General features: G+C 54.6%; 22 protein-coding genes and 1 tRNA gene. 8 read left to right on the top strand and 15 right to left on the bottom strand.

What is annotated here, in order from left to right; all coding sequences use genetic code 11:
• Nucleotides 1–206: 206 nt before the first annotated feature.
• Together truA and J4D97_RS18210 are read right to left on the bottom strand one after the other, a co-directional pair.
• Nucleotides 207–995, bottom strand: coding sequence for a tRNA pseudouridine(38-40) synthase TruA (gene truA / locus J4D97_RS18205; RefSeq protein ID WP_208308819.1), 789 nt, complete (start codon nucleotides 993–995; stop codon nucleotides 207–209).
• 95 nt (nucleotides 996–1,090) lie between these two features.
• Entirely contained in the window at nucleotides 1,091–2,290 is a 1,200-nt protein-coding gene (locus tag J4D97_RS18210) for a thiolase family protein (RefSeq protein WP_208308820.1), read from the bottom strand.
• A 96-nt stretch (nucleotides 2,291–2,386) separates the two neighbouring features.
• Between J4D97_RS18210 and J4D97_RS18215 the strand changes: the two genes are divergently transcribed.
• On the top strand, nucleotides 2,387–2,863 hold the full coding sequence (locus tag J4D97_RS18215) for a DUF4293 domain-containing protein (protein WP_208308821.1): 477 nt from the start codon (nucleotides 2,387–2,389) through the stop codon (nucleotides 2,861–2,863).
• A 160-nt stretch (nucleotides 2,864–3,023) separates the two neighbouring features.
• On the opposite strand, the gene J4D97_RS18220 is transcribed toward J4D97_RS18215, so the two are convergent.
• The 5 genes from J4D97_RS18220 to J4D97_RS18240 all read right to left on the bottom strand — a co-directional run bounded on the left by J4D97_RS18220 (nucleotide 3,024) and on the right by J4D97_RS18240 (nucleotide 9,246).
• A complete protein-coding gene (locus J4D97_RS18220; protein WP_208308822.1) occupies nucleotides 3,024–3,953 on the bottom strand; it encodes a DUF4476 domain-containing protein in 930 nt (309 codons plus the stop codon).
• A 199-nt stretch (nucleotides 3,954–4,152) separates the two neighbouring features.
• Complete coding sequence (locus J4D97_RS18225) at nucleotides 4,153–6,090, bottom strand: OmpA family protein (protein ID WP_208308823.1); 1,938 nt, start codon at nucleotides 6,088–6,090, stop codon at nucleotides 4,153–4,155.
• 128 nt (nucleotides 6,091–6,218) lie between these two features.
• Entirely contained in the window at nucleotides 6,219–6,710 is a 492-nt protein-coding gene (locus J4D97_RS18230) for a hypothetical protein (RefSeq protein WP_208308824.1), read from the bottom strand.
• A gap of 143 nt (nucleotides 6,711–6,853) precedes the next feature.
• Nucleotides 6,854–7,714 (bottom strand): (Fe-S)-binding protein, encoded by an 861-nt coding sequence (locus J4D97_RS18235; RefSeq protein WP_208308837.1) that lies wholly within the window; start codon nucleotides 7,712–7,714, stop codon nucleotides 6,854–6,856.
• 155 nt (nucleotides 7,715–7,869) lie between these two features.
• Nucleotides 7,870–9,246: a 4Fe-4S dicluster domain-containing protein gene (locus J4D97_RS18240; RefSeq protein WP_208308825.1), complete on the bottom strand. Its 1,377-nt coding sequence runs from the start codon at nucleotides 9,244–9,246 to the stop codon at nucleotides 7,870–7,872.
• A gap of 221 nt (nucleotides 9,247–9,467) precedes the next feature.
• Here J4D97_RS18240 and J4D97_RS18245 point away from each other — a divergent pair.
• Nucleotides 9,468–9,540 (top strand) — tRNA-Phe (locus tag J4D97_RS18245).
• Between the two features lie 56 nt (nucleotides 9,541–9,596).
• On the opposite strand, the gene J4D97_RS18250 is transcribed toward J4D97_RS18245, so the two are convergent.
• A complete protein-coding gene (locus J4D97_RS18250) occupies nucleotides 9,597–10,733 on the bottom strand; it encodes a J domain-containing protein (RefSeq protein ID WP_208308826.1) in 1,137 nt (378 codons plus the stop codon).
• Nucleotides 10,734–10,884: 151 nt separating this feature from the next.
• Between J4D97_RS18250 and J4D97_RS18255 the strand changes: the two genes are divergently transcribed.
• Genes J4D97_RS18255 through J4D97_RS18265 form a run of 3 tightly spaced genes read left to right on the top strand, consistent with a single transcriptional unit; the run spans nucleotide 10,885 to nucleotide 12,717 of the window.
• Complete coding sequence (locus tag J4D97_RS18255; RefSeq protein ID WP_208308827.1) at nucleotides 10,885–11,259, top strand: phage holin family protein; 375 nt, start codon at nucleotides 10,885–10,887, stop codon at nucleotides 11,257–11,259.
• A 5-nt stretch (nucleotides 11,260–11,264) separates the two neighbouring features.
• The gene (locus tag J4D97_RS18260; RefSeq protein ID WP_208308828.1) at nucleotides 11,265–11,975 is read left to right on the top strand and encodes a hypothetical protein; all 711 of its coding nucleotides are present in this window, start codon (nucleotides 11,265–11,267) and stop codon (nucleotides 11,973–11,975) included.
• Nucleotides 11,953–12,717, top strand: coding sequence for a geranylgeranylglyceryl/heptaprenylglyceryl phosphate synthase (locus J4D97_RS18265; protein ID WP_208308829.1), 765 nt, complete (start codon nucleotides 11,953–11,955; stop codon nucleotides 12,715–12,717). The genes J4D97_RS18260 and J4D97_RS18265 overlap by 23 nt, the downstream gene beginning before the upstream one ends.
• A 110-nt stretch (nucleotides 12,718–12,827) precedes the next feature.
• On the opposite strand, the gene J4D97_RS18270 is transcribed toward J4D97_RS18265, so the two are convergent.
• The 7 genes from J4D97_RS18270 to panC all read right to left on the bottom strand — a co-directional run bounded on the left by J4D97_RS18270 (nucleotide 12,828) and on the right by panC (nucleotide 19,146).
• Nucleotides 12,828–13,751 carry a helix-turn-helix domain-containing protein gene (locus tag J4D97_RS18270; protein WP_185281889.1) on the bottom strand — a complete coding sequence of 308 codons (924 nt, stop codon included), beginning with the start codon at nucleotides 13,749–13,751 and terminating at the stop codon, nucleotides 12,828–12,830.
• A gap of 158 nt (nucleotides 13,752–13,909) precedes the next feature.
• A complete protein-coding gene (locus J4D97_RS18275; RefSeq protein ID WP_185281888.1) occupies nucleotides 13,910–15,049 on the bottom strand; it encodes an acyl-CoA dehydrogenase in 1,140 nt (379 codons plus the stop codon).
• 189 nt (nucleotides 15,050–15,238) lie between these two features.
• The gene (locus tag J4D97_RS18280) at nucleotides 15,239–15,934 is read right to left on the bottom strand and encodes a zinc metallopeptidase (protein ID WP_243900393.1); all 696 of its coding nucleotides are present in this window, start codon (nucleotides 15,932–15,934) and stop codon (nucleotides 15,239–15,241) included.
• Between the two features lie 15 nt (nucleotides 15,935–15,949).
• Nucleotides 15,950–16,438 carry a D-glycero-beta-D-manno-heptose 1-phosphate adenylyltransferase gene (rfaE2, locus tag J4D97_RS18285; RefSeq protein WP_208308830.1) on the bottom strand — a complete coding sequence of 163 codons (489 nt, stop codon included), beginning with the start codon at nucleotides 16,436–16,438 and terminating at the stop codon, nucleotides 15,950–15,952.
• Entirely contained in the window at nucleotides 16,425–17,477 is a 1,053-nt protein-coding gene (locus J4D97_RS18290; RefSeq protein WP_208308831.1) for a lysylphosphatidylglycerol synthase transmembrane domain-containing protein, read from the bottom strand. Before J4D97_RS18290 ends, rfaE2 begins: the two co-directional genes overlap by 14 nt.
• A gap of 231 nt (nucleotides 17,478–17,708) precedes the next feature.
• Entirely contained in the window at nucleotides 17,709–18,056 is a 348-nt protein-coding gene (gene panD / locus J4D97_RS18295; RefSeq protein WP_185281884.1) for an aspartate 1-decarboxylase, read from the bottom strand.
• A gap of 238 nt (nucleotides 18,057–18,294) precedes the next feature.
• The gene (panC, locus tag J4D97_RS18300; RefSeq protein ID WP_208308832.1) at nucleotides 18,295–19,146 is read right to left on the bottom strand and encodes a pantoate--beta-alanine ligase; all 852 of its coding nucleotides are present in this window, start codon (nucleotides 19,144–19,146) and stop codon (nucleotides 18,295–18,297) included.
• A 118-nt stretch (nucleotides 19,147–19,264) separates the two neighbouring features.
• On the opposite strand from panC, the gene J4D97_RS18305 reads away from it, so the two are divergent.
• The 3 genes from J4D97_RS18305 to glmS all read left to right on the top strand — a co-directional run bounded on the left by J4D97_RS18305 (nucleotide 19,265) and on the right by glmS (nucleotide 23,504).
• Nucleotides 19,265–20,077, top strand: coding sequence for a glycogen/starch synthase (locus J4D97_RS18305; protein WP_185281882.1), 813 nt, complete (start codon nucleotides 19,265–19,267; stop codon nucleotides 20,075–20,077).
• Nucleotides 20,061–21,584, top strand: a complete 1,524-nt coding sequence (locus J4D97_RS18310; protein WP_185281881.1) for a DUF4270 family protein — start codon at nucleotides 20,061–20,063, stop codon at nucleotides 21,582–21,584. Before J4D97_RS18305 ends, J4D97_RS18310 begins: the two co-directional genes overlap by 17 nt.
• Nucleotides 21,585–21,668: 84 nt before the next feature.
• A complete protein-coding gene (gene glmS / locus J4D97_RS18315; RefSeq protein ID WP_208308833.1) occupies nucleotides 21,669–23,504 on the top strand; it encodes a glutamine--fructose-6-phosphate transaminase (isomerizing) in 1,836 nt (611 codons plus the stop codon).
• The last annotated feature ends 12 nt before the right edge of the window (nucleotides 23,505–23,516 follow it).

Consider the following 23,516-nt stretch of genomic DNA (forward strand, 5'->3'; position numbering starts at 1 on the left):
GCTCCACGGAATATAAACTTGAAGGGGAATCGATTAGCTAACCAGTAGTATACGGGGAAGGTTATGCGTTGCTATGTATGAAGGTAAATACGTCTGTCATCTTGAGCGGAGCGAAGGACCTTCTCATGCCAGAACGAGTCGTTGTTATAACCGTCGTTCTGGCATGAGAAGGTCCTTCGCTATGCTCAGGATGACAGATGATTGCCCTACCCCGCAAAATACGGCAGGCCTGTAGGTAGCAACTCCGTAGGCACCAGTCCGGCTGGATACTCTACCCGACACAAAAACAGCCCCTGCGCCTTGGCTGCGCCGCTGGCGTGCACCCGATTCAACGACTGAAAAACTTCCCGAAACTCGTCGGGTGTTAGCTTGCCTTTGCCTACCGTCAGCAAGGTGCCTACTACCAGCCGCACCATACCCCGCACAAACCGGTTGGCCCGGATGCGGAATACTACACCACCCGGCGTGGGGTGCCAACCGGCCTCGTAGCAAAGGCAGCGGTAGTGCTTTTCGCTGCCCCCTACCTTAGAGAAACTCGTAAAATCATGGTCGCCGATGAGGTAGGCGGCGGCTTCGTTCATAGCCGTTACATCGGGGGCACGGTCGAGGTAGAGGGTGTGGGGAGCCGCAAACGGGTCGGGCACAAGGCGCACGTGGTACTCGTAGGTACGCACCCGCGCATCGAAGCGGGCGTGCGCCGTGGGCGGAACCGGATGCACCAAGTAGCCCCGCATATCGGCAGGTAGGGCGCGGTTGAGGCGGTAAAGTAGTGTATCAAGGTCGAGGCCCTCGGGCAGTTCCGCGTCGAAGTGCGCTACTTGGTGGCTGGCGTGCACCCCTGAGTCGGTGCGGCCGCTGCCCAGCGAATAAACTGGCTGTCGCAATATCTGCGACAGGCATCGGTCTAATTCCTGCTGCACCGTGAGCGTGCCCGGCTGAATCTGCCACCCATGAAAGCGCGTGCCATCGTAGGCGAGGTGAAGAAAGTAGCGCAACGTGGTTTTGGTTGGTTGTTGTTGGTTTTTGGCTATCTACAAACAGGTGTTCTTCTGGCCAAAAACCAACAACAACCAACCAAAAACCGACTCAATTACAGCTTCTCATAAATAGCCGCAGCGCCCTGCCCTACCCCTACGCACATGGTTACGAGACCATAGCGGGCATTTTCGCGGCGCTGCATTTCGTGTAGCAGCGTGGCCGTGATGCGGGCGCCGGCGCAGCCCAGTGGGTGTCCAATGGCGATGCTACCACCGTTCACGTTGATTTTGGCCGGGTCCAACTCCAAGTCGCGCATGCAAGCAATGCTCTGAGCGGCAAAGGCCTCATTCAGTTCAATCAGGTCGATGTCATTCATGGTCAGGCCAGCACGCTGAAGCACTTTCTGGGTGGCCGGAACTGGCCCGATACCCATATACGCCGGATCGACACCTGCCACGGCCGACGCCACAATGCGCGCCATTGGTTTCAGATTGTAGCGTTTCAGGGCTTCTTCGCTTACTACCAGTACAGCGGCGGCACCATCGTTGATGCCCGCCGAGTTACCGGCCGTTACGGTTCCGTTCTCAATGAAGGCGGGCCTTAGGGTAGCGAGCTTTTCCATGCTTGATAGGCGCGGGTGCTCGTCAGTATCAAACAAAGCCGTATCGCCTTTGGGCTGGGCAATGAAGACAGGCACAATCTCTTTGCGGAAACGGCCTTTCTCGTAGGCGTGCTTGTACTTACGTTGGGTATCGTAGGCAAATTGGTCTTGCTCTTCGCGCGTGATGCCGTACTTGGCGGCCACGTGCTCGGCGGTTTCGCCCATGGTATAGGGCAGGTGCATGGCCGAAAGCTTGGGGTTTACGAAGCGCCAGCCCAGGGTAGTATCGTGGGCGGTGAAATCGCGGCCGAAAGCTGTTACGGACTTTGCCATCACAAACGGGGCGCGCGTCATGTTCTCAGAGCCGCCCGCCAGATACACGTCGCCTTCGCCGGCCCGGATGGCCCGGAACGAATCCATAATGCTCTGCAAACCCGAGGCGCAGAGGCGGTTTACGGTGTTGCCGGGCACCGATAGGGGTAGGCCAGCCAGCAGGGCCGCCATGCGGGCCACGTTGCGGTTGTCTTCGCCGGCCTGGTTGGCGGCGCCCATTATTACGTCTTCAATGGCGGCGGGGTCGATGCTTTTGTTGCGGCGCATTAGCTCGCGCAGTACGTGCGCGGCCATATCATCGGGGCGGACGCTGCTAAGTGCGCCGCCAAATTTACCAATCGGGGTGCGGACAGCGTCCACGATATATGCTTGGGACATCAGAAGGGTTGGAAGTGCGGTTATTCCGGTCGTTGTTGGCTACTTTTGCGGCTTCGGTACCTGTTAGCACCCGCCCAAAACTGTTCAACTACAAAGATGATACAAAGAATTCAAAGCGTATTCCTGCTTTTGCTGGCCCTGGCGATGGGCAGCGTTTTATTTCTGCCTATTTGGAGCAAAACTGATCCTACCACCGGGCAGCACCTTGTGCTCACGGCTTTTGAACTAGGTTATGTTCCTTCTGACCCAGGTATGTCCGTCTCCACCAGCACCTGGCCGATTGCGGCGCTGGCAGCGGCCGCAGCGGCTATAGCCTTCATCGAGATTTTCCAGTACCGCAGCCGTTTGCGGCAGTTGCAGTTGGGCCTGCTGAACCTATTGTTCATGCTCGGCACTATTGGCACCAGCTATTATTACTCTACCCTGGGCGAGCAAATGCTGAACCTGAAGCTCACCGGCAGTTTTCATGCCGGCTTCTACCTCCCTACCCTCGCGCTGCTGCTGAACATCCTGGCCAACCGCTTCATCCGCCGCGACGAGCAACTGGTGCGTAGCATGGACCGCCTGCGGTAAGTGGTGAGTAAAGGTTGTCATTCCGAGCGCAGCGAGGAATCTGGGCAACAGGTATATAAATCCAGATTTCTCGCTGCGCTCGGAATGACATAGACGTAATAAACAAGGGCTTCCGCGCATCGCGGAAGCCCTTGTCATTCCTAACGGTTTCCTACCTATCTCATGGCCGTTGCATAGCACCGCTTAGGCGTTGCAACTCCTGAATGCTGGCTTCAAAATCGAAAACGTCGTAGACGCGGCTGAAATTTTGGGGGTCGGCTACGTAAGGGTAGGCATATTTGGCTAGTGCCAAGCGGGAGCCTTCCATGCTGAGCGTCTGAAGCAGACGTACCAAGTCGTTGCTTTGAATGCTGGTTTGATTGATGGTTTGGCGCGCTAGGCTCAGGCGAATTTCGTCGGAAGCCGTGCGCTGCATCGACTCGGCGAGGTTTGTTACTTCTGTCTGCGTGAGGGAGCGGTAGCGTGTGGCGTTGTTGTAGCCGCCGCTGCCGGGGTAGTTAGGGGTAGGGCTACCTGCTTGGTTACGGTAGGGAGCGTTGGGCGTCGGGTACGAATTGCTGGGCTGGTTGCCTGTATTCGGAGGGTAGCCGTGGCCGCCGGGGTAGGCCGCGCCTGGTACTGGCTGCGGTGCGGGGCTAGCATTTGGGTAGGCATTGTCGTTGCGACGGTAGCCGTAGTCGTCGGGGTATTGGCCGTAGGGCGTGGCGGGTGGGTAAGGAACGGATTCCCCGATAGCATACCCGCGTCGGATGGGCGTTTCCGCCACTTTGCGCAGCTGCAACCCATAGCCGGGGCGAGCCAGTAGCACATAGCTGCTTTCCAAGCCAGGATCGAGGAGTACGCGGGTGCGGTAGGCCACCACCCGGCCGTAGCCGGTCGGAATCAGAAACTCGGCCCAATGAAAGCCCGCCGTCAGGCGGTCGATGCGCACGGCGCGGGCGCCGGGCTGCGTGAGCGGGCGACCATCAAAAAACAACTGAAACGCCACGCCGCGCTCCGACGAGAAGTTAACTACAGCCGGCGCCGCTCGTAGCTCTCCACCTAGCAACAGGAGCAGTAGCAAAGCAAAAGCAGATAAGAGCTTTTTCATGGCAGTAGAGAACAGAGGAAGAGAGAAGAGAAAGCAGACTGCAAAACAATTACGTTCTATAAAAGCCAAGTATTGTGCCAAATCCAGCTTTCTTTCTTTGCGGTTGCCTCGTGGCTCTACCTGTCTTACAGCTGACCTAAAATACAAAAAGTCTCGACAATTTGCCGAGACTTTTTTCTGATAATGAGCAGTTTACCTACTAGTCTGCAATTCGCGTCACCTGGAACTCGGTGCGGCGGTTCTGCTGATACTCGGCTTCTGTCTTAGCGTTCTTGATGACGGGTCGAGTTTCGCCGTAGCCTTTGGCCGTCACCCGGTTTGCTTCAATCCCTTTCGATATAATATAGTCCACAGCCGACTGGGCCCGGCGTTGCGAAAGGGCCAGGTTATAGGCATCCTTACCCCGCGAGTCGGTGTGGGAGCTGAGTTCGATGGTGATTTTCGGGTTGTCCGTCAGCGTTTCCACCAGCTTGTCCAGCTCCACGGCCGCATCGGGACGAATGTTCGCTTTGTCGTAGTCGTAGAAGATGTTTTCGACCACAATCGCCTTGTTCTTCACAATCTCCGTCAGCGTCAGCGTCACGGGTATGCGAATCTCCGTCAGGTCGTTGGTGAGCTGGTCTTGCGGGGGGCGCTTGCCTACCGTCGTCACACCTTGGCGGGCCGTGAAGTAGCCCGTGCGCTCGGCCACCAGCGAGTAGGCCGTAGCCGAATCCAGCTTCAGGCTGAATTTCCCATTGGCGTCGGCCGTCACGTCCTGCAACTTTTGCCCCTTTGCATATACTGCTACCGGTTCACCACCGAGGGGTTGCACGGCACCACCCTTGGCCGGACGCGCCTGCACAGTACCATCTACGAAGAAGACCACGTCCTTAAACATATTGCGCTTGAAGGAGTAGAGGTCGTCGGCGCCCTGCCCGCCGCTGCGGTCCGATGCAAACAGGCCTGTGCTATTGGTGAGTAGGTAGGGCGCAAAGTCGTCGCCGGGGCTATTGATGGGCGCGCCCAGGTTCTTCACTTTGCCTTTCTCTACCACAAAAATATCGAGCTTGCCCAAGCCGGCATGCCCGTCAGAGGAGAAGTAAAGCGAGCCATCGGGTGCTACGGACGGGAAGCTTTCGTTGCCGGGCGTGTTAATTTGCTCACCCAAGTTTTCGGGTGGTGAGAAACGGCCATTTTCGCTTAGCTCCGCCTTATACAGATCGGTACCGCCCTGGCCGCCACTACGGCTGGAGGCGAAATAGAGCGTTCTGCCATCGGGCGAGAACATGGGCGAAAAGTCGTCGGCCGAGCGGCTGTTGAGGCCCCGCGCCAATTCCGGTTCCGTCCAGGCTCCGTTCTGGTAGGCCGACATATACAAGTCAACACTTTGCAAACCGAGTTTCGCCTGCTTCTTGGTACCGTTGTTGGAGCGCGCAAACACCATAAAGCGCCCGTCGGGCGTGTAGGTGGCGCTGGCCTCGTGCATGTCGGCAGTGTTGATAGGGGCGGCCAACTTGCGCACAGTGCCGCCACTCATTGCATTCTCGTCGTCAAACTTAATGGCATACAGATCGTTAAACCCTAAGCCATTGCCCAAATACGTTTTCCCTTCCCTACCCGACGCAAATACCAGTTCCTTGGTTTGGGGCATGAAAGCAGCGCCAAACTCAGAGGAAGTTGAATTCAGTTGAGCCACGGGCTGCACCTCGTCGCGGGTTCGGGTAGCGGCTAGCTCTTGGCTCAGCTTGCTGTTTTTGGCTTCCAACTCGGCGCGGGCTACCAGCGTGCGGTTGCTGCCATTTTCGGCGTAGATTGTGAAGCGCTGCGCGGCTTCGTCGTAGTTGCCGTTGGTTTTCAGGGCTGATGCGTAATAAAACGGCGCATCGGCACTACGCACTTTAGCATCGAGGGCGGCTTTGTAGTACGGTTCCGCTTCCCCTATGCGGTTCGAGAGGCGATACGATTCGGCAATACGCAAATTGGCGTAACCCGCATTACGGCCTTTCGCCAAGTCCTTCTTATACAATTCAATAGCTGGCTCATATTCGCCGCGCGTGAAACGCTTATCGGCCTTACTTCCACCGCCCGCCGTAGCGCAGCCACCCAATAATCCCGCCGAACCGGCTACAGCACACAAGTAAATAAGTTTTCGCATGGATAGATTGCCGGTAGGCAAGAAATAAGGGAGGAAAGCCGGCCGGTTAGCGCGGCTTAGACAAGTATACTAGGTTTTGGGGTAAATAGCGCGGATGCAGCCCAGCGCCTCACTGCTTTACTTTCGCATTATTTCCCCGCAAAATACCGCGCCAGCCACGTTTCGGCGGCCGGTGCGGGCCACGCCTGTGCCAGTTGCGCGTGCCGGGCAATGGTATTGTCGAAGTAGAGCGTATCGGGGCGGAGCTGGCCTTCGGCTACGGCCGTGCGCAGCTCCCGTCGATCAAGCAAGCGTACCTCGCCATCGACCAGAAACGCCAGCCTTGATTTTTCCAGTAGCTCCACACCCAAAGCGGCTTCCAGGTCGCGCACAAACCGCACGGAGGCATCAATGGAGCAACCGCTGGCATCAGCTACGGCCTCATCCAAGCCAATAACCAAAAACTGGTGATGCAGAATAGCAGCCGAGGCGTGCAAGGTGCGGCCGTGACTGGTCCAGGCGGTAGCAAACTGCGCCAGAGCGGGCTGCACACGCGCTAGCTCGGTATCGGTCAGAGGCCGGTTGGCCTGGTATATCCAGATGCGCGCCTCGGGCGGCAGTTGGTCGAAAGAAACGTACATAAGCGAAGTAGCAAAAACGGTATTTCTATAACGTACACCGCTTGTTTTTATTGACAAAGTAACAGCCCCGGCGGGAAGTTCCGTCGGGGCTGTGAAAGAGGGGTGTCATTCTGATCATTCTGCTTGCTGCGCAGAATGAAAATCTACGCGTTTAGGCCTTCGGCTGAAGCTACTAGCTCAGCCAGATCGAACACCTGCACGTTATTTTCGCGCTCTTTGTTTTTCACGCCATCGGCCATCATGGTCATGCAAAATGGGCAGCCCACAGCAATGATGCTACCTTGGTCGTTTTGCTTGGGAGTAGGGGTAGCGCCTTCGTTGCCGCTTTCCTTGCCCTGGATGCGGGCCAGCGCTTCGGCGTTGCCGTCGAGGGTAGCCAGAGCCTCTTCGGTGCGCTCAATGTTGACGTCTTTCTTACCGGGCTCAGGTTCTTTCCACATCTGGGCACCGCCGGCACCACAGCATAGACCGTTGGCTTTGCTGCGCTTCATCTCTACCAGGTCGGCATCTAGGGCTTCGAGCACGGCGCGCGGCGCTTCGTAGATGTTATTGGCGCGGCCCAGGTAGCAGGAATCGTGGAAGGTGATGCGCCGACCTTTGTACGCCTCGCCACCTTCCAGTTTCACCCTACCCTCATCAATGAGCTGTTGTAAGAAAGTGCTGTGGTGAATCACTTCGTAGTTGCCGCCCAGCGCCGGGTACTCGTTTTTGATGGTGTTGAAGCAGTGCGGGCAGGCCGTCACAATCTTCTTCACGTTGTAGCCCTCGAACGTGGTGATATTCTGCATGGCCTGCATTTGAAACAGGAACTCGTTGCCGGCTCGCTTGGCGGGGTCGCCGGTGCAGGTTTCTTCCATGCCCAGCACGGCGTATTTCACGCCCACGTGCTCCAAAATGCGTACAAAGGCCCGGGTTACGCGCTTGTACCGGTCGTCGAAAGCACCGGCGCAGCCTACCCAGAACAGCACTTCGGGTTCCTCGCCACGGGCGGCGAAGTCAGACATTAACGGTACGTTTATCTGGCGTTTGGCAGTTTGTTCAGCCATATGGTTGGGAAGCTGTTAGCTAAGGGCTGTCAGCTATTCTTTTTTTTAGAGAAAGATTGATTTCGTCCGTTGTTAGCTACTGGCGCTAACAGTTGGTAGACAATAGCAAGCGGCTATTTTTTTGCCACGTACAACTCATCGGCCCAGTTGAAGCGGTCGGAGGGCGAGAAGGCCCAAGGCGCACCATTATTTTCAATATTCGAGAACATCACGTTCAACGAGTTGGGCGCCGCCGACTCTTCCAGTACCAGGAAACGGCGCATCTCAATGATGCTTTCTAGCGGGTTAATATTCACTGGGCAGGCCTCCACGCAGGCATTGCAGGTAGTGCAGGCCCACAGCTCCTCGGGTGTCACGTAGCCGCGCAACAGCGTGTGGTTTTCCTTGTCGAGCTGTTCCTGCGGCTCGTGCTTGGCAGCAGGGCCGTAGAGCGCCGGATCGAAAATGAGGGGCGAGTTGTACTTCTCCTCCATCCGGTCGCGCGTGTCCATGATGATTTTACGCGGCGAAAGCAGCTTGCCCGTCAGGTTAGCCGGACACACCGAGGTGCAACGGCCGCACTCTGTGCAGGAGTAGGCGTGCAACAGGTTGGTCCAAGCCAGGTCGTTTACATCCTTTGCCCCGAAGGTAGTAGGGGCTGCTTCGGCACCTTCCGAGGCCGGGGGGGTAGGTACTTGGTAGGTGGGGTCCATCATGGCCTTCACCTCATGCGTGATGCTGTCCACGTTCGAGAACTGCCCCTGCGGCATCAGCCGCGAGAAGTATACGTTCGGGAAAGCCATGATAATGTGGAAATGCTTACTACTTGGTAAGTAGTTTAGAAACAACAAGATGCCTACAATGTGCACCCACCAGCCTATGCGCTCCAGCACGAGTAGTGTAGCAGCGTTATCCGGTAGCAGACCCGTTAGAAAGCCGCTGATGGGGTAGACGCCCGGCAGATAGGCATTCTCCACCTGATGAAGCTTCAGGTCAGCGGTGTTCATTAGGAACAAGGCCAGCATCAGCGCTGCCTCGATGTAGAGAATAAGATTGGCATCGAGTTTAGGCCAGGCGCGCATCTCGGTACCGCGGAAGCGCCGTACGGGCTCGCTCCGATTGCGCCGCCACCAGAACGCGACCACGGCAACAATAACCAGGGCACTCAGCACTTCGTTGGTAGCAACCAGCGCGTTGTAGAACCCACCCGTAAAACCTAGAATCCGGTGTGTGTTGAATAAACCATCAATAACAATCTCAATGACTTCGATATTGATGACCAGAAAACCAACATACACGATGAGGTGTAGCAGCGCCGGCGTGATGCGCTTAAACATCTTCTGTTGCCCGAAGGCCACAAGCAATGTTTTCTTAAGCCGCTCGCCTACGTCGCCAGACATATCCCGGTCGCGGCCGTGAGAGATGTTGGCGCGAATCTTTCGCACCTGCCACGCAAACAGCCCAAAGCCGGCGAGGACAACGAGAAGAAAAATAATGTTCTGGATGGTCACGGGATAGAGTGGAATTGGTGGGACCGAAAAATACTCGTTATGCCTAACAAATTCACCCTTTTCGCTGGAAAGATTTTTCGGCTGCACGATGTCAGTGGTTCTAGAGTACGCAAACTCGCCCACGAAAACCACTCAATCATATTTTTTTTATCAGCGCTTGTATTCCTCAATCTCTTTACTACTTTTGTGCCTCCCAAGGCGCTCAGCGCTACCGGGAAGTTGGTAACATAGCTCAGTTGGTAGAGCACAGCACTGAAAATGCTGGTGTCGTTGGTTCGATTCCAACTGTTACCACAACGAAAAAGGCCTTTCTGCTGAGCAGAAAGGCCTTTTTCGTTAATACGGGTTTGTTACTGACACTCCTGCACTGCCTCCGAAGCATAGAGATATCCCAACCGCACGGCGCGACGAAAAAACTCACAGGCGGCCCCGGTATTGCCTTCCTGTTGTGCCAACCGCCCCAATAGGAAATGCACCTGCCCATTCTGCGGAGTGATAAGCAGCACCTGCCGGTAGTCAGTGCGGGCGGCGGCGTAGTTGCCTTGCTTGTAGTAAGCTAGCCCGCGATAGGTTAGGGGCTTCACATCTACCGACCAGCCCGCGGCGGTTCGTTGTCGCAAGCCGGTAGAGAAATCCTGGATGGCACCTGCAAACTGCCGTTGCTCAAATAGCCGGATTTCGCCCCGTAGCAGGTAGGCATCGCTCAGCGAAGAATCTTGTTGCAGCGCCTGGGTAAGGCTAGTAGCAGCGGCTTGCGAAAGCCCTAATTGCACCTCACACTGCCCCAGCCGCGCCCACAAAGCAGCTGCGCCTTTCCCTGTTGGCTCTTCCGCCAGCGCTACCTGGTAGTCGGCCCGGGCAGCGGCGTAATTGTGGTTGATGTAGTGCTCAATCTCGCCCCGGCGCCGGTGTGCCGCGGCGTAGGTAGGACGAAAAGCAATAGCACTCGTGAAATAGCTGCGCGCAATTTTCCATTGCCGGTTGGTATAGGCACGCAGACCATAGCGGTAGTTGCGGGTAGCCGACACATAATCCAGCGTCACTTTCACTGATACGCAAAACAGCACCAGCCCCACAATAAAACCTGTCAGGAGCCACCAGTCGCGGCGGGTGAAACGGCGGCGCTTGGGAATGGGACGGTAGTACCGCTCAGCGGAGCCGGCGGGTGGGCGGGTGCGCAGGGGGGCGGGCGGCGGCATGGGCACGCCGTACACGTGCTGGCTGTGCGCCCGGTAGTGCTGGGCACGCCGCTGCTCCTCGGCCCGGCGTACGGCCATGCGCAGTTGATGGTCGTAGGTGGCACGACGGCCGGGGTCCGATAACACTTGGTAGGCGGCCGCCACGGCTTTGAACTCTTCCTCAAACTGTGCACTCCCGCCGTGCATATCCGGATGATATCGCACTGCCAAGCGTTTGTACGCTGCTTTTATTTCCTGGGGCGTAGCAGTGGCCGCCACGCCCAGTACGTGATAGTGATTCTGACTCAAAGTGCGGGAGTTATCAGTAAAAATAACGCAAAACTCAGACGTGATAGTTGCTTTTGCGTATGACAAACCATTTGGCTGATCCGCTTTCCGAACGGCTAAATCAGCGTTTTGCTACTAGCTTTACCCATCTGCCATCTTTTCTCCCCGCCGTATGGCCTTCAACAACGACGCTAAAACACCCCACAACGATAGCCTTTTCGGCAATCTGAAAGGCTACCTCGATACGCGTATCGATATTCTTCGGCTAGAAGCCCAGGAGAAAGCAAAAACAGCCTTTGTGGGCGCGGCTCATGGCATTACGCTGGCCGTAATTGGCCTGTTTTTTCTCATTTTCGTGAGTGTTTTTGCCGGCCTGGCGCTCAACTCGGCGCTCGATAGTCCGTTCTGGGGCTTCGGCATTGTGGCAGGTTTCTATCTATTGTTGCTCGTCATCTTCTTGGTCGGCGTCGATAAAAAAGTGTTTCAAGGAGTGGCCGACAAGCTGCTGGACAACACGATCTACAAATCTGATAAGCGTCAAGCATAATCCGCATGGCTGAGCTACATAATCCGTTATTCGAAAACGAAAAAGAGTTTCTGGAGCGGCAGAAACTGGAATACGAGCGTGCCCTGATGGGCGACGTCGAGGAAATCAAAGCTAAAACCCAGAAAGTAGGCAAAATTGCGCTTATTGGGGCAGGGGTAGCCAGTGGAGTATGGCTGCTGAGCAAGGTATTTGGTAGCAGCAAGTCATCGGCCAAAAAGCTGGGCACAGGTTCCAAAAACCGAAAGAAAAAGAAGCGCCTAAAGTCTGGCGCTCCGCTGGGGGTAGGCGCTGTAAGCGACGATCTGGGCTTTGGCAGCGCACCGCTTACGGCCTCGCATAGCCACGGTCGTCCGGCCCAACTGGCTCCCGACGTATACCACACCGACGCGCCCGAAGCCGATCCATTTCCCCCGCTTCCACCACGGCCCACCCAATTCGCCGCGCCTAACTACCACGCCCCAGAACCTGAAGAGGAAGATTCAGGCTTCACGTCCATCGTTGCCGATGGCGTGCAAGCCTTTCTGAAATCAGATACCGGCAAGATGCTGATGGCACAAGCCACGGCTGTGGTAATGGCCTACGCTGCGAAAAAGGTAGGAGAATACTTGCCTATGGTCAAAAATCCCGACCTTGCCACTTCTCCCGAGCCAGAAGTCCGGGATATTGACTTTACCTTTCACGACGACGACGCGCATGCGCCTCGACCCGCTATATGATACGTTTGTAACCCGTCGCTTGCGCGGTCAGAAGGCGCTGGCCGTACTTCTCGATCCCGACCAGCTAGACCAAGCAGGTTGCGAGCGGTTGCTAACGCTAAGTGAACAACATCCAATAGATTACTTTTTTGTGGGCGGTAGCTTGGTGACGACAACGCACCAGGCTACCCTCATTCGTTTTATAAAGCACCGTAGCCCGGTGCCTGTGGTGCTGTTTCCAAGCCATAGCCTGCACCTAGATGCGCAAGCCGATGGAATTTTGCTGTTGTCGCTGATTTCGGGCCGCAATCCGGAGTTTCTTATTGGGCAGCACATTATTGCCGCGCCTGCGCTCCGGCAGAGTGGCCTGCAAATCCTGCCTACCGGCTATATGCTGGTAGATACTGGCCGGCAGACCACCGCTAGCTACATGAGTGGTACCACTCCCCTACCCTACGACAAGCCTGCCATTGCGGCCTGCACCGCTATGGCAGGCGAACAATTAGGTCTTCGGCTGATCTTTCTGGATGGGGGCAGCGGCGCGCTCCAGCCCATCACACCAGCCATGATTAGTGCCGTGCGAACAGCCGTAGATGTTCCGCTTATTGTAGGCGGAGGCATCAATACCACCGAGAAAGCACACGCCGCTTTCACTGCTGGCGCCGATGTGTTGGTGGTAGGCAATCAGATTGAAAAAGACCCAGAATTCTTAGTTGAAATGGCTCAACTCGTGCACAGTTTCAACGCTTCGCTTGCGGAGTAATTCCCTAAATCACTACCTCTATAACGCAACAACGCCCGGCCTAAGGCCGGGCGTTGTTGCGTTGCATATCAAGCGTCCACAAAATCCGTGGAATCCGATAAAATCTGTAATTAGATGTTCATAGCCGACTCGCGGCGGCGCATCTTACCAGCTGGAATACCAAACATCATCTTGAAACGACGGCAGAAATACGCGGTATCCTTGTAGCCTACCTCTTTGCCGATGTCGCGGATGCTCTTCTTCGTGGTACGCAGCAGGAACACGGCGCGCTCCATGCGCTGGTACTCAATGTAGTCCTGCGGGTTGATGCCGGTCAGCATTTTGAAGTACTGGCCCACGTAATCTTCGCTCACGTTTGCCACGCCCGAAAGTACCTTGTTGGACAAGTCGCCGCCGATGTTCTCCTTGATATAGTTGAACAGGTCGATGAGGCGCGGATCCTTGAAGTAGGTACTGTTAGTAGCGAGCTGCTCCACGAACATCTTGTTTTTCAAGATGTAACGTACAATTTCCACTACAATATTCTCGGTGTAAATCGTAATCAGTCGCTCACGGCCGGGGAGGTCCTGTAGGCTTTCCTCTACTACCTTGATGACCAAATTGGCCAACTTGGAGTTGTTGGAAATCACGAAGGCCGGTACATCCAGCGAGGAGAAGAAGTTAACCGAGTCAAACACCTTAGCTTCAAAGCTCACAAAGCTGTGGCTTTCCTCAGCGTCACCAATCAGGTCGAGGTCAGAGTTGGAATGAAAGAACTTGTCTTTGTTGGTAATCAGGTCGTCGTTGCTAATGAGCTTACCGCCGCTCTGGCCATAACTTACCCGTGTAGCCCGACCACCTGGAATAAACAACATTTCGCCTTCTTCTATCACTTGTTCCTCATCACCAAAAGCGATGCGGCCCTTATGTAATAGAATAAGGTTGTTCCCCATATCATAGGAATTACGAACAGTGAAGGGCTGCTGCAATACCAGATTTTTCGCTTTGATGTAACGAACTCCCAGTGATTCAATCACTTTATTGTAATCTTCCATTTCTTAGGGGGAGGTGCTATATTGTGTTAATACCAGACGTAAGTAGGTCTTTTTCTAGACAATGCAAATAAACATATAAAAATTCACAAAAACGAAAACAAAAACTTAACATCACTAAGTTTTGTACAATAAATCTCAAAATTAGACAACATATATGGTTATTTTAATAGTTCGCGTGAGATTACAATTTTCTGAATCTCGGAAGTTCCCTCGTAAATCTGCGTGATTTTCGCGTCGCGCATCAAGCGTTCTACGTGATATTCCTTCACAAAGCCATATCCTCCATGGATTTGTACTGCTTCCACAGCCGTATCCATAGCAGTTTTGGATGCGAATAACTTGGCCATAGCCCCTGATTTGGCGTAGTCTTGTCCGTTATCCTTGTCGTTGGCTGCTTGCAGGCAGAGCAGGCGGGCCGCGTCGATATTGGTAGCCATATCGGCTAGCTTGAACTGTATGGCTTGGTGCTTAGAGATTTCAACGCCGAAAGCCTTTCGCTCCTGCGCGTATTTCAGCGACAACTCTAACGCACCGGATGCAATACCCAGTGCTTGTGCGGCAATACCAATGCGGCCGCCCGCCAATACCTGCATGGCAAACTTAAATCCGAAGCCATCTTCACCAATTCGGTTCTCCTTGGGTACGCGCACGTCAGTAAACATCAAGGAGTGCGTATCGGAGCCACGGATGCCAAGCTTATTTTCCTTCAGACCAATTACAAAGCCGGGTGTGTCTTTCTCTACAATGAAGGCGTTGATACCACGGTGCTTCAGTTCAGGATTGGTTTGGGCGATAACCAAATACACAGAAGCTGACGAGCCGTTGGTAATCCAGTTTTTGGTGCCGTTTAGTAGGTAGTAGTCGCCTTTGTCTTCGGCCGTGGTGCGCTGCATGGTCGCATCGGAACCTGCTTCGGGCTCAGAAAGGCAAAAGGCGCCAATTTGCTCGCCGGACGCTAGCTTGGTGAGGTATTTCTGCTTCTGCTCCTCGGTGCCGTATTTCTCCAAGCCCCAGCACACCAGCGAGTTATTCACTGACATAATGACGGAACAGGAGGCATCTACTTTCGATATTTCTTCCATAGCCAGTACATAGGACACGGTATCGAGGCCGCTGCCGCCGTACTCGGGGCTGACCATCATGCCCATAAAGCCCAACTCGCCCATCTTGCGAACCTGCTCTGTAGGAAACTTCTGGTGTTCGTCGCGCTCAATTACGCCCGACCATAATTCGCTTTGAGCAAAATCGCGGGCAGCAGCTTGTACGGCTAATTGTTCTTCGGTCAGTTGAAAATTCATACTCTGGTAATGTGGGTGGGGTGGAATTCAGACATCAAATTTACTCCGCAAACGTTAGCGACATGGCGAATGGCCTAATTTTTCTCCTATTTATGCTTCTTTAGAGAAAATAGATGGGCACTAAAAAACCCTCTACCATAGGCAGAGGGTTCCTTTAAACAATAGTATAATGCGAGGTTACGTGCTACCTTAACGCCGGTCACGACCACCCATGGCAATACTTACATAATAGAGCAGCGTAGCCAATGAGGCCAGTGCAGCCACTACATACGTCATAGCTGCCCACCACAGGGCGTCTTTTGCCATCGCGTGTTCCTGCTGCGTTACAATGCCCCGGCGGTCAATCCAGGCCAAAGCCCGACGCGAGGCGTCGAACTCTACGGGTAGGGTCACGAAGCTAAACAGGGTAGTAAGCGAAAACAGCGCAATACCAATCCAGAGCGGTATGGCCGTGGTTTGGAGCATAAAAATACCCGCGAGCAGAATCCAGGTCATGTACTTAGAGACGGAGCTGAGCATCGGCACCATAGCCGACCGGAACTGCAATGCGGCATAGGCCGTGGCGTGCTGCACGGCGTGGCCGCACTCGTGGGCCGCAACGGCCGCCGCCGCGGCACTACGCTCCTCGTACACGGCTTCGCTCAGGTTCACCGTTTTGTCGGTGGGGTTATAGTGGTCGGAGAGCTTGCCGGGGGTAGAGATGACGCGGACGTCGGTGATGCCATGGTCTTGCAGCATCAACTCAGCAATCTGCCGGCCCGACAAGTTAGATTGCAGGCCTACTTGGGCATACTTGGCAAATTTACTGCGCAAGCGCCACTGAATCAGGCCACTCACAACCATGGCCAGAATAATCAGGAAATACATCGGCGTTATGTGGAACATCGTACAGGAGAGTCGTTAGGGTTGAAACTGTTGGCGGATACGTTCGACGATACGGGTAGTGCTGTACCCGTCTACCAACGGTACGGTACGTACCTCGCCACCGTTTTGTAACACCGTTTCGTGGCCCACAATTCCACTGATTGTATAGTCGTCGCCTTTCACCAAAATATTGGGTTGTAGCTGCTCAATCAGGGTCAGCGGGGTAGGCTCGTCGAAGAGCACCACAGCATCCACAAACAAAAGCGACGCCAAGATGCGGGCACGTGCCATTTCGTCTTGCAGCGGCCGGCCAGGTTTCAGATTGCCCACCGATTGGTCGGTGTTGAGGCCAATTATCAGCGCATCGCCCAGGTGCCGAGCCTTTTCTAGGTAGTCGACGTGGCCTAGGTGCAGCAGGTCGAAGCAACCGTTGGTGAATACCACCCGGCGGTTCTCAGCGCGCCACGCGGCGCGCTGGGCTATAGCTGCCTCCAGGCTCAGAATTTTGTCTTTACTCCACAACATGCGCGGGGGATCTTGCGACCAGCGGTTTCGCAGATACCTGGCGGCCCGCCCGACCCGATTGTACCATACTCAGGGCGAAGCTGATGCCGCCCATCAACACTACCAGAAGCGTTTGCGAGCCGTGCACCACCAAGGCATACACGATACCATCTTCTTTTGAAATACCATAAACCAGCAACGTGCTCTGCACTAGCACATGGTATACGCCGAAGCCACCCTGTACTGGGGCAGCCATTCCAAACGTGCCGAAGGTGAGCACCGCCAACGCCGCTACTAGCCCCAAGTGCTGAGTGGCCGGAAAGGCAAAAAATGCCAGGTAGCCCATCAGGAAGTACACTACCCACGTGAAGACGGTGTGCAGCAGAAAGATGCCCTTGTGTGGCATCCGGCGAATGCTGAAAACACCTGCCAGCATCCCCTTCACAAAGCTGAGCACTTTGCCAAATACCCGATGCTGCCGCAGCCGTTCCAAATTACGCCACAACAAATAGACTGAGACAAGACCCAATCCTAAGCCAATAGCAGCCAGCATAATAAGCGTTTGCTTGCTTTGACCCAGCGTATCGTATTTATCAGTTACTAGCCCGGTGGCAAAGCTCCAGAACTTATTAAAGGCCAGCAGCAGCGTAGCGCCCAGCAGCGTCAGCAGCACTACCACATCGATGATGCGCTCCGTAATCATGGTGCCTACCCCTACCTGCACCGGCACCCCGCTGGTACGGCGCAGCACCGAGCAGCGTAGCACTTCGCCCAGGCGAGGCAGCACCAGATTGGCCAAGTAGCCTACCATCATGGCGTGGTACACCTCCCAATAAGATGGGTGGTAGCCGGTGGCATCAATCTGCATTTTCCAGCGGTAGGCCCGGCTGAAATAGCCCAGCGCCGACAACACCAGCGTCAGGCCCAGCCACCAATAGTTGGCTTGCAGAATAGACTCGCCTACCCTACTCAAGTTCAACCCACGCACTGCGTACCACATCATGGCCGCCGAAAAGGCCAGCAGCAGCGCGTATTTCAGAACATTGAGTAGTTTCTTCATCAAGTCGGATCCTTTAGAAGTTGCGAGTTACTAATTATCAGAAAAAGAATGTCATCCTGAGCATGTGGCGCATCAAGCTCGTGTCGAAGGACCTTGCTAGACCAGAACGATTGCTATACTATAGTAATGCCTCGTTCTCACGTGAAAAGGTCCTTCGAAACTGGCTTGATGTACCACATGCTCAGGATGACAAGCGTATAGCATCGACACGGCGGCCCGGCTAGCAACCACTCAGCTCAACCGGTTGTGCTGGTCGGGAAAAACGAGGGTAGGCTTGTGAGCGCGTGCCTCTGCAAAATCGATGAGAGCATAAGAGAAGATAATCACGATGTCGCCCACGGCTACGCGGCGGGCGGCCGGACCATTTAGGCATATCATGCCCGAGCCCCGCTCTCCACGAATTGTATAGGTTTCAAACCGCTCCCCGTTGTTCACGTTCACGATAGTCACCTTCTCGTTTTCTACCATATTAGCCGCGTCCAGCAGGTCCTCGTCAATAGTGATGCTACCTACATAATGTAGCTCCGCCTGCGTGACTTTGGCGCGGTGAATTTTCGACTTTAGAACCTCGATATGCATGGGTGAAAAAGCGGATGGAATATATCTTGCAAAGATACAGAAGGGAAAAATGGTAGGGAGCGGTGAGAGGTTATGAGATAGGGAATAGCAATCGTCTGTCATCCTGAGAGCAGCGAAGGATCTTCTCACGTGTGAGCAAGTCGTTGTTACGTCAATCGTTCAACTGGTATAAGGTCATTCGCAAGCGGACGCCAGATAAAGGATGACAGGCGCTTTCTACCCATCATCACATCAACAATCAGCTCATCACCATTACATTATCAATCAGGCGCACGCTACCGAGGTGCGCTGCTAGGCACAGAGCCACGGCGGCCTGTTGTTGCCAAGGCCTTGGTAAGGGTTGCAGGGTTTGCGCGTCTGCTACCTCTATATACTCTAAGGTAATAGCAGGGGTAGCCGCCAGATACTCAGCTACCGCGGTTTGCACGGCAGTAGGTTCGGCACCGGCCTGCACTAGATCGGCAGCTTGGCGCAACGCTTCGTACAAGCGCGGCGCTACGGCCCGCTCGTCCGGCGTGAGCCGCCGGTTGCGCGATGACATCGCTAGCCCATCCGCTTCTCGCACGGTAGGGAATACCACCAATTCCAACGCAAACGACAAGTCGGCCACCAGCTGTTGGATGATGGCTACCTGCTGCAAGTCCTTCTGCCCGAAGTAGGCGCGATGCGGCTGGCACAAGTGAAACAGCTTGCTTACCACCGTGGCTACCCCATTAAAGTGGCCTGGCCGGTGGGCGCCTTCCATCACGCGCTCTAACGACCCAAAATCAAACCGCAACACGGCGGGCGCTGGGTACATTTCCTTCACGGAGGGCAGGAACAGTGCCGTGCAGCCTGCCGGTTCTAGTAGTGCGGCGTCGGCCTCGGGCAGGCGGGGGTAGAGCCGGAAGTCGTCGGGGTTGTTGAACTGGGTGGGGTTGACGAAGATGCTAACCACTACCACATCGTTGGCCGCCGCCGCGGCGCGCACCAGTTGCAGGTGACCTTCGTGCAGGGCACCCATGGTAGGCACCAGCCCAATGCGCTTGCCCGCCTGCCGCCACTGCTCCACTTGGGTGAGTAGGGAGGCAGCCGTGTAAAGTATGTTCATGAAACAAAAAGCCCGCTATTTACGATGCCCAGGCCGGATTAGTTGAAATTTTGCTTAAAATTGTTTAATTTTGTGCATCCCAAAGTGTTGCCCTTTCCCAATCACCAACATAACCACTATGTCTAAGTTGAGAATACTCTATGCTGCCACGGAAATCAACCCGTTTCTGCAAACGACCAAGGTAGCGGAGTTTCTGCGCATGTTGCCGCAGGGAATGCAAGAGATGGGGATGGAAATCCGCATTTTCGTACCCCGATTTGGTATTATTAACGAGCGTAAAAACCGCTTGCATGAGGTGGTTCGGTTGTCCGGCATCAACATCGCCGTGGGAGAAGAGGAAAAGCCTCTGGTAATTAAGGTAGCGTCGATTCCGAACGCGAAGTTGCAGGTATATTTCATCGATAACGAGGATTATTTTCACCGCAAATCGGTACTGGTCGATAAGAACGATAAGTTTCACGCCGACAATGACGAGCGGGCTATCTTCTTCTGCAAAGGCGTGCTGGAAACGGTGAAAAAATTAGGCTGGGCACCAGACATCGTGCACTGCAACGACTGGATGACGGGCCTGATTCCAATGTACTTGAAAACGACCTACAAGAAGGACCCGATTTTCAAGGATGCCAAATCGGTGTTCACCATCTATAACAATGAGTTCAAGCACAAGTTCGGGCAGGACATCATTGAGAAAGCCAAGATGCTGGACATCGACGACGAAATGCTGGCCGCGCTGAAGTCGGCTGATTTCGGAGGTTTTATTAAGGTAGGCATGGAGTACGCCGATTCAGTAGTGAAGTCGGACGAGGATTTCAGCGACAATCTAAACGCGCTGTTCACCGAGTACTCGCAGAAATGCCGTATTGGCCAAATGGGTGCCGATCAGGATTTGCTGACTTCTTACTACGATTTATATAATGAACTGGCCAACTAAGGCCCTGCGCCGCTGGTCGGCGTGCCTACTTTCCGCACCGGCTCTGTTGATGGCAACTGGCTGCGAAGATCCCAATAACATCAGCGTGGAGCTGCCCGGCAGCGCTAGCACTACGACCGAGTACCGCGACCTGCCCGTGATGGCGTACACCGTACGCCGGGATTCCCTGCCTACCCTCAACGCAAGCCAAATGCTGTTGGGCAGGGTGCGCGACAATAATACCGGCATCGTGACAGCGGCGCGGGTGTATACCAACCTGCAAGTCACTACCGATCCGCTGCCTGCTACGTTTGCGGGGGCACAACTCGACTCGGTTACGCTCATTATGGCGTATACCCGCGCCTACGGCACCACTGCTCAGCCGGGCCGGTTCAATGTGTTCGGCTTGCAACAAAAGCTGGACGAGCGAGTGGCTTATAACTCCAGCACCAGCGCGAGTGTAAGCACGCCGTTACTGAGCAACGTGACTATTCCATATAGCCCGGAGCGGCGGGAGCGTCAACCCTCGTCCCCAGCCAGCACCACCGACACCGTTACGACGGTGACCACCGTTCCGCAGGCGCTGAACTTCCGGATTGCTAAGTCTGCTTCTTTCAGCACGGGCTTGTTTGCCCTGCTGCAAAAAACGGATTTCACGCAGGCTCAGCTCGATGCGCACGTAGCTGGCTTAGCCGTGGCGCCAGCAGATGACTATGTAGGTGCCGTTGCCAGCATTAATCCTTCGTATACGATACTGGCTGTTTATTACCACGACCCGGCTCGTCCTTCTATCCGGCGTGTGTACCGTATGGCCAGCAACGTAAACAATGATGCCCGCTACTTCACCCAAATCACCCCCGATTTCAGTGCGGCTGGCCCCCTGGCAGCAGTAGCAGACAAGAAGCAATCGGTACCTGCTGCCGTTACCAATGAAGTAACCTATATTCAGGATGGTGTTGGACTGGCTACGAAGCTGGTTATTCCTGGTTTGGAGGAACTGCGCAAGCAGTCCGGTATAGCAATCAACCGCGCCGAGCTATTGGTACCTGTTAAGCCGTTTAGCAACAGTGTTTTTCCTTATCCTGGTTATCAGGCGTTGAATAATCCAACGAAGGATGTGGCTGTCACTAAAACGTACCTCTACGAGGCTAATAGCGAAAACAACCGCATACTCCAGCGCACGATTTTGTCGAATCCTATCAATCGTTTGGTGCAGGCAGATCAGGCCAATCAGCAGAGCCAATCGTATCAGGTAGCCTCCAATGCTTCTCCAGCAGCAGGCTCACAGGCTGAAGGTACGCTATACAGTGTAGATGCCTCTACGCTGTATTATAGCATCCTGATGACCAGCTACACGCAAGCTTATCTCCTGAATCAGTTGGGTGGAGAGTTACCTTCCGCTTTCCTGTTTTCACCTACCTTGGCCTTGCCGAAAGCCTATCAGCCCACCGTCAACGTATCGCTGAACCGGGCAGTGCTGAATGCTAATAATATAAAGCTCCGGGTTTACTTCTCCAACCGGCAATAGGCGGGCTCCGCGCCCACTATCGGTTTCGGCACGCGCTTTGCCAGCCGACTCTCCTTTCCATTTATTGGCTTTTTCCTGAACGCTATGTGCGGAATCGTTGCGTATATCGGGCACCGTGAGGCTTGCCCCATTATTCTAAAAGGATTGCACCGCCTCGAATATCGAGGCTATGATTCAGCAGGCGTAGCCTTGCTCAACGGCACGCTGAGCGTGTACAAAAAGAAGGGTAAGGTAAACGACCTAGAAAACTTTATTGCCGGCAAAGACTTGCATGCGCAGATAGGTATGGGCCATACCCGCTGGGCTACCCACGGTGAGCCCAATGACGTAAATGCCCACCCGCATTACTCTACTTCCGAGCGGATTGCCATCATTCACAATGGCATTATTGAAAACTACGCATCGCTGAAAACACACTTGCAGCAGCAAGGGCACGTATTTCACTCCGATACCGACACGGAAGTTTTCGTTAACCTTATTGAAGAAATCCAGAGCAAAAATAATTGCTCACTGGAAGAAGCGGTGCGCCTGGCGTTGCACGAGGTAGTAGGTGCCTACGCCATTGTAGTGCTAAGCAAGGATGCTCCTAACCAGCTGATTGCTGCTCGCAAAGGCTCGCCCTTGGTTATCGGCGTGGGCCAGAACGAATTTTTCCTAGCGTCGGATGCTACCCCCATTATCGAGTACACCAACGAAGTGGTGTATGTGAACGACTACGAAATCGTAGTTATTCGGGATGGCAAGATGGATATTCAATCCAAGGAAGCCGTGCAGCAGACGCCCTATATTCAGAAGCTGGAACTGGCGCTGGATAGCATTGAAAAGGGTGGCTACGAGCACTTCATGCTAAAGGAAATCTTCGAGCAGCCTCGCTCTATTCTGGATTCTATGCGCGGGCGCCTGGAGTTGAAGTCGGGCCACCTGAACATGGCGGGCGCACGGGCGTACGAGCAGAAGTTTATCCACGCACAGCGTATCATTATCGTAGCCTGCGGTACCTCTTGGCACGCTGGCTTGGTAGCTGAGTATCTATTGGAAGACTTGGCACGCATCCCCGTGGAGGTTGAGTACGCCTCGGAGTTCCGCTACCGTAACCCGGTACTCACGGAACGCGATATTGTAATTGCCATTTCACAATCTGGCGAGACGGCCGACACGCTGGCAGCTATTGAGTTGGCCAAGTCGAAGGGCGCTACCATTTTCGGTATTTGCAATGTGGTAGGCAGCAGCATTGCTCGCGCCACAGATGCTGGCGCCTACACCCACGCCGGTCCTGAGATTGGCGTAGCTTCCACCAAGGCTTTCACCGCCCAGGTAACAGTACTCACGCTGCTAGCTATGATTGTGGGTAGCAAGCGCGGCACCCTCACCGACACCAAACTGCGCGAGTTGATGGTGGAGCTGGACACCATTCCGGCGAAGGTAGAGAAGGCGCTTCAGTTGGATACGGAAATCCAGCAGATTTCTGAAATCTTCAAAGATGCCAGCAATTTCCTTTATCTGGGCCGGGGCTACAACTTCCCGGTAGCGTTGGAAGGTGCTCTTAAGCTAAAGGAGATCAGCTACATTCATGCTGAGGGCTACCCCGCAGCGGAGATGAAACACGGCCCTATCGCCCTGATCGACGAGAACATGCCGGTGGTAGTTATTGCTACCAAAGACCAGTCGTATGAGAAGGTAGTTTCCAATATTCAGGAGGTGAAGGCGCGTAAAGGCCGCATCATTGCTGTGGTGACCGAAGGCGACGAGGTGATTCCGCAGATGGCGGAGTTCGTGATTGAAGTGCCCGCCACGTCCGATGTGTTGATGCCGTTGGTATCGGTAGTACCGCTTCAATTACTCTCGTATCATATTGCCGTTATGCGTGGCTGCAACGTGGATCAGCCCCGCAACCTGGCAAAATCTGTGACGGTAGAATAATTTTCCCTACTC

Source organism: Hymenobacter defluvii (assembly GCF_017589435.1).
In the GTDB taxonomy this organism is placed as follows: Bacteria; Bacteroidota; Bacteroidia; order Cytophagales; family Hymenobacteraceae; genus Hymenobacter; species Hymenobacter profundi.

Coding starts and splice junctions, on each gene's coding strand:
- J4D97_RS18275 (WP_185281888.1), bottom strand. CDS start 15,049: ATGAATTTTCAACTGACCGAAGAACAATTAGCCGTACAAGCTGCTGCC.
- J4D97_RS18290 (WP_208308831.1), bottom strand. CDS start 17,477: ATGAAGAAACTACTCAATGTTCTGAAATACGCGCTGCTGCTGGCCTTT.
- J4D97_RS18260 (WP_208308828.1), top strand. CDS start 11,265: ATGGCTGAGCTACATAATCCGTTATTCGAAAACGAAAAAGAGTTTCTG.
- glmS (WP_208308833.1), top strand. CDS start 21,669: ATGTGCGGAATCGTTGCGTATATCGGGCACCGTGAGGCTTGCCCCATT.
- J4D97_RS18255 (WP_208308827.1), top strand. CDS start 10,885: ATGGCCTTCAACAACGACGCTAAAACACCCCACAACGATAGCCTTTTC.
- J4D97_RS18265 (WP_208308829.1), top strand. CDS start 11,953: ATGCGCCTCGACCCGCTATATGATACGTTTGTAACCCGTCGCTTGCGC.
- J4D97_RS18310 (WP_185281881.1), top strand. CDS start 20,061: ATGAACTGGCCAACTAAGGCCCTGCGCCGCTGGTCGGCGTGCCTACTT.
- J4D97_RS18270 (WP_185281889.1), bottom strand. CDS start 13,751: ATGGAAGATTACAATAAAGTGATTGAATCACTGGGAGTTCGTTACATC.
- panC (WP_208308832.1), bottom strand. CDS start 19,146: ATGAACATACTTTACACGGCTGCCTCCCTACTCACCCAAGTGGAGCAG.
- J4D97_RS18280 (WP_243900393.1), bottom strand. CDS start 15,934: ATGTTCCACATAACGCCGATGTATTTCCTGATTATTCTGGCCATGGTT.
- J4D97_RS18215 (WP_208308821.1), top strand. CDS start 2,387: ATGATACAAAGAATTCAAAGCGTATTCCTGCTTTTGCTGGCCCTGGCG.
- J4D97_RS18220 (WP_208308822.1), bottom strand. CDS start 3,953: ATGAAAAAGCTCTTATCTGCTTTTGCTTTGCTACTGCTCCTGTTGCTA.
- J4D97_RS18305 (WP_185281882.1), top strand. CDS start 19,265: ATGTCTAAGTTGAGAATACTCTATGCTGCCACGGAAATCAACCCGTTT.
- J4D97_RS18235 (WP_208308837.1), bottom strand. CDS start 7,714: ATGTCTGACTTCGCCGCCCGTGGCGAGGAACCCGAAGTGCTGTTCTGG.
- J4D97_RS18230 (WP_208308824.1), bottom strand. CDS start 6,710: ATGTACGTTTCTTTCGACCAACTGCCGCCCGAGGCGCGCATCTGGATA.
- J4D97_RS18210 (WP_208308820.1), bottom strand. CDS start 2,290: ATGTCCCAAGCATATATCGTGGACGCTGTCCGCACCCCGATTGGTAAA.
- panD (WP_185281884.1), bottom strand. CDS start 18,056: ATGCATATCGAGGTTCTAAAGTCGAAAATTCACCGCGCCAAAGTCACG.
- rfaE2 (WP_208308830.1), bottom strand. CDS start 16,438: ATGTTGTGGAGTAAAGACAAAATTCTGAGCCTGGAGGCAGCTATAGCC.
- J4D97_RS18225 (WP_208308823.1), bottom strand. CDS start 6,090: ATGCGAAAACTTATTTACTTGTGTGCTGTAGCCGGTTCGGCGGGATTA.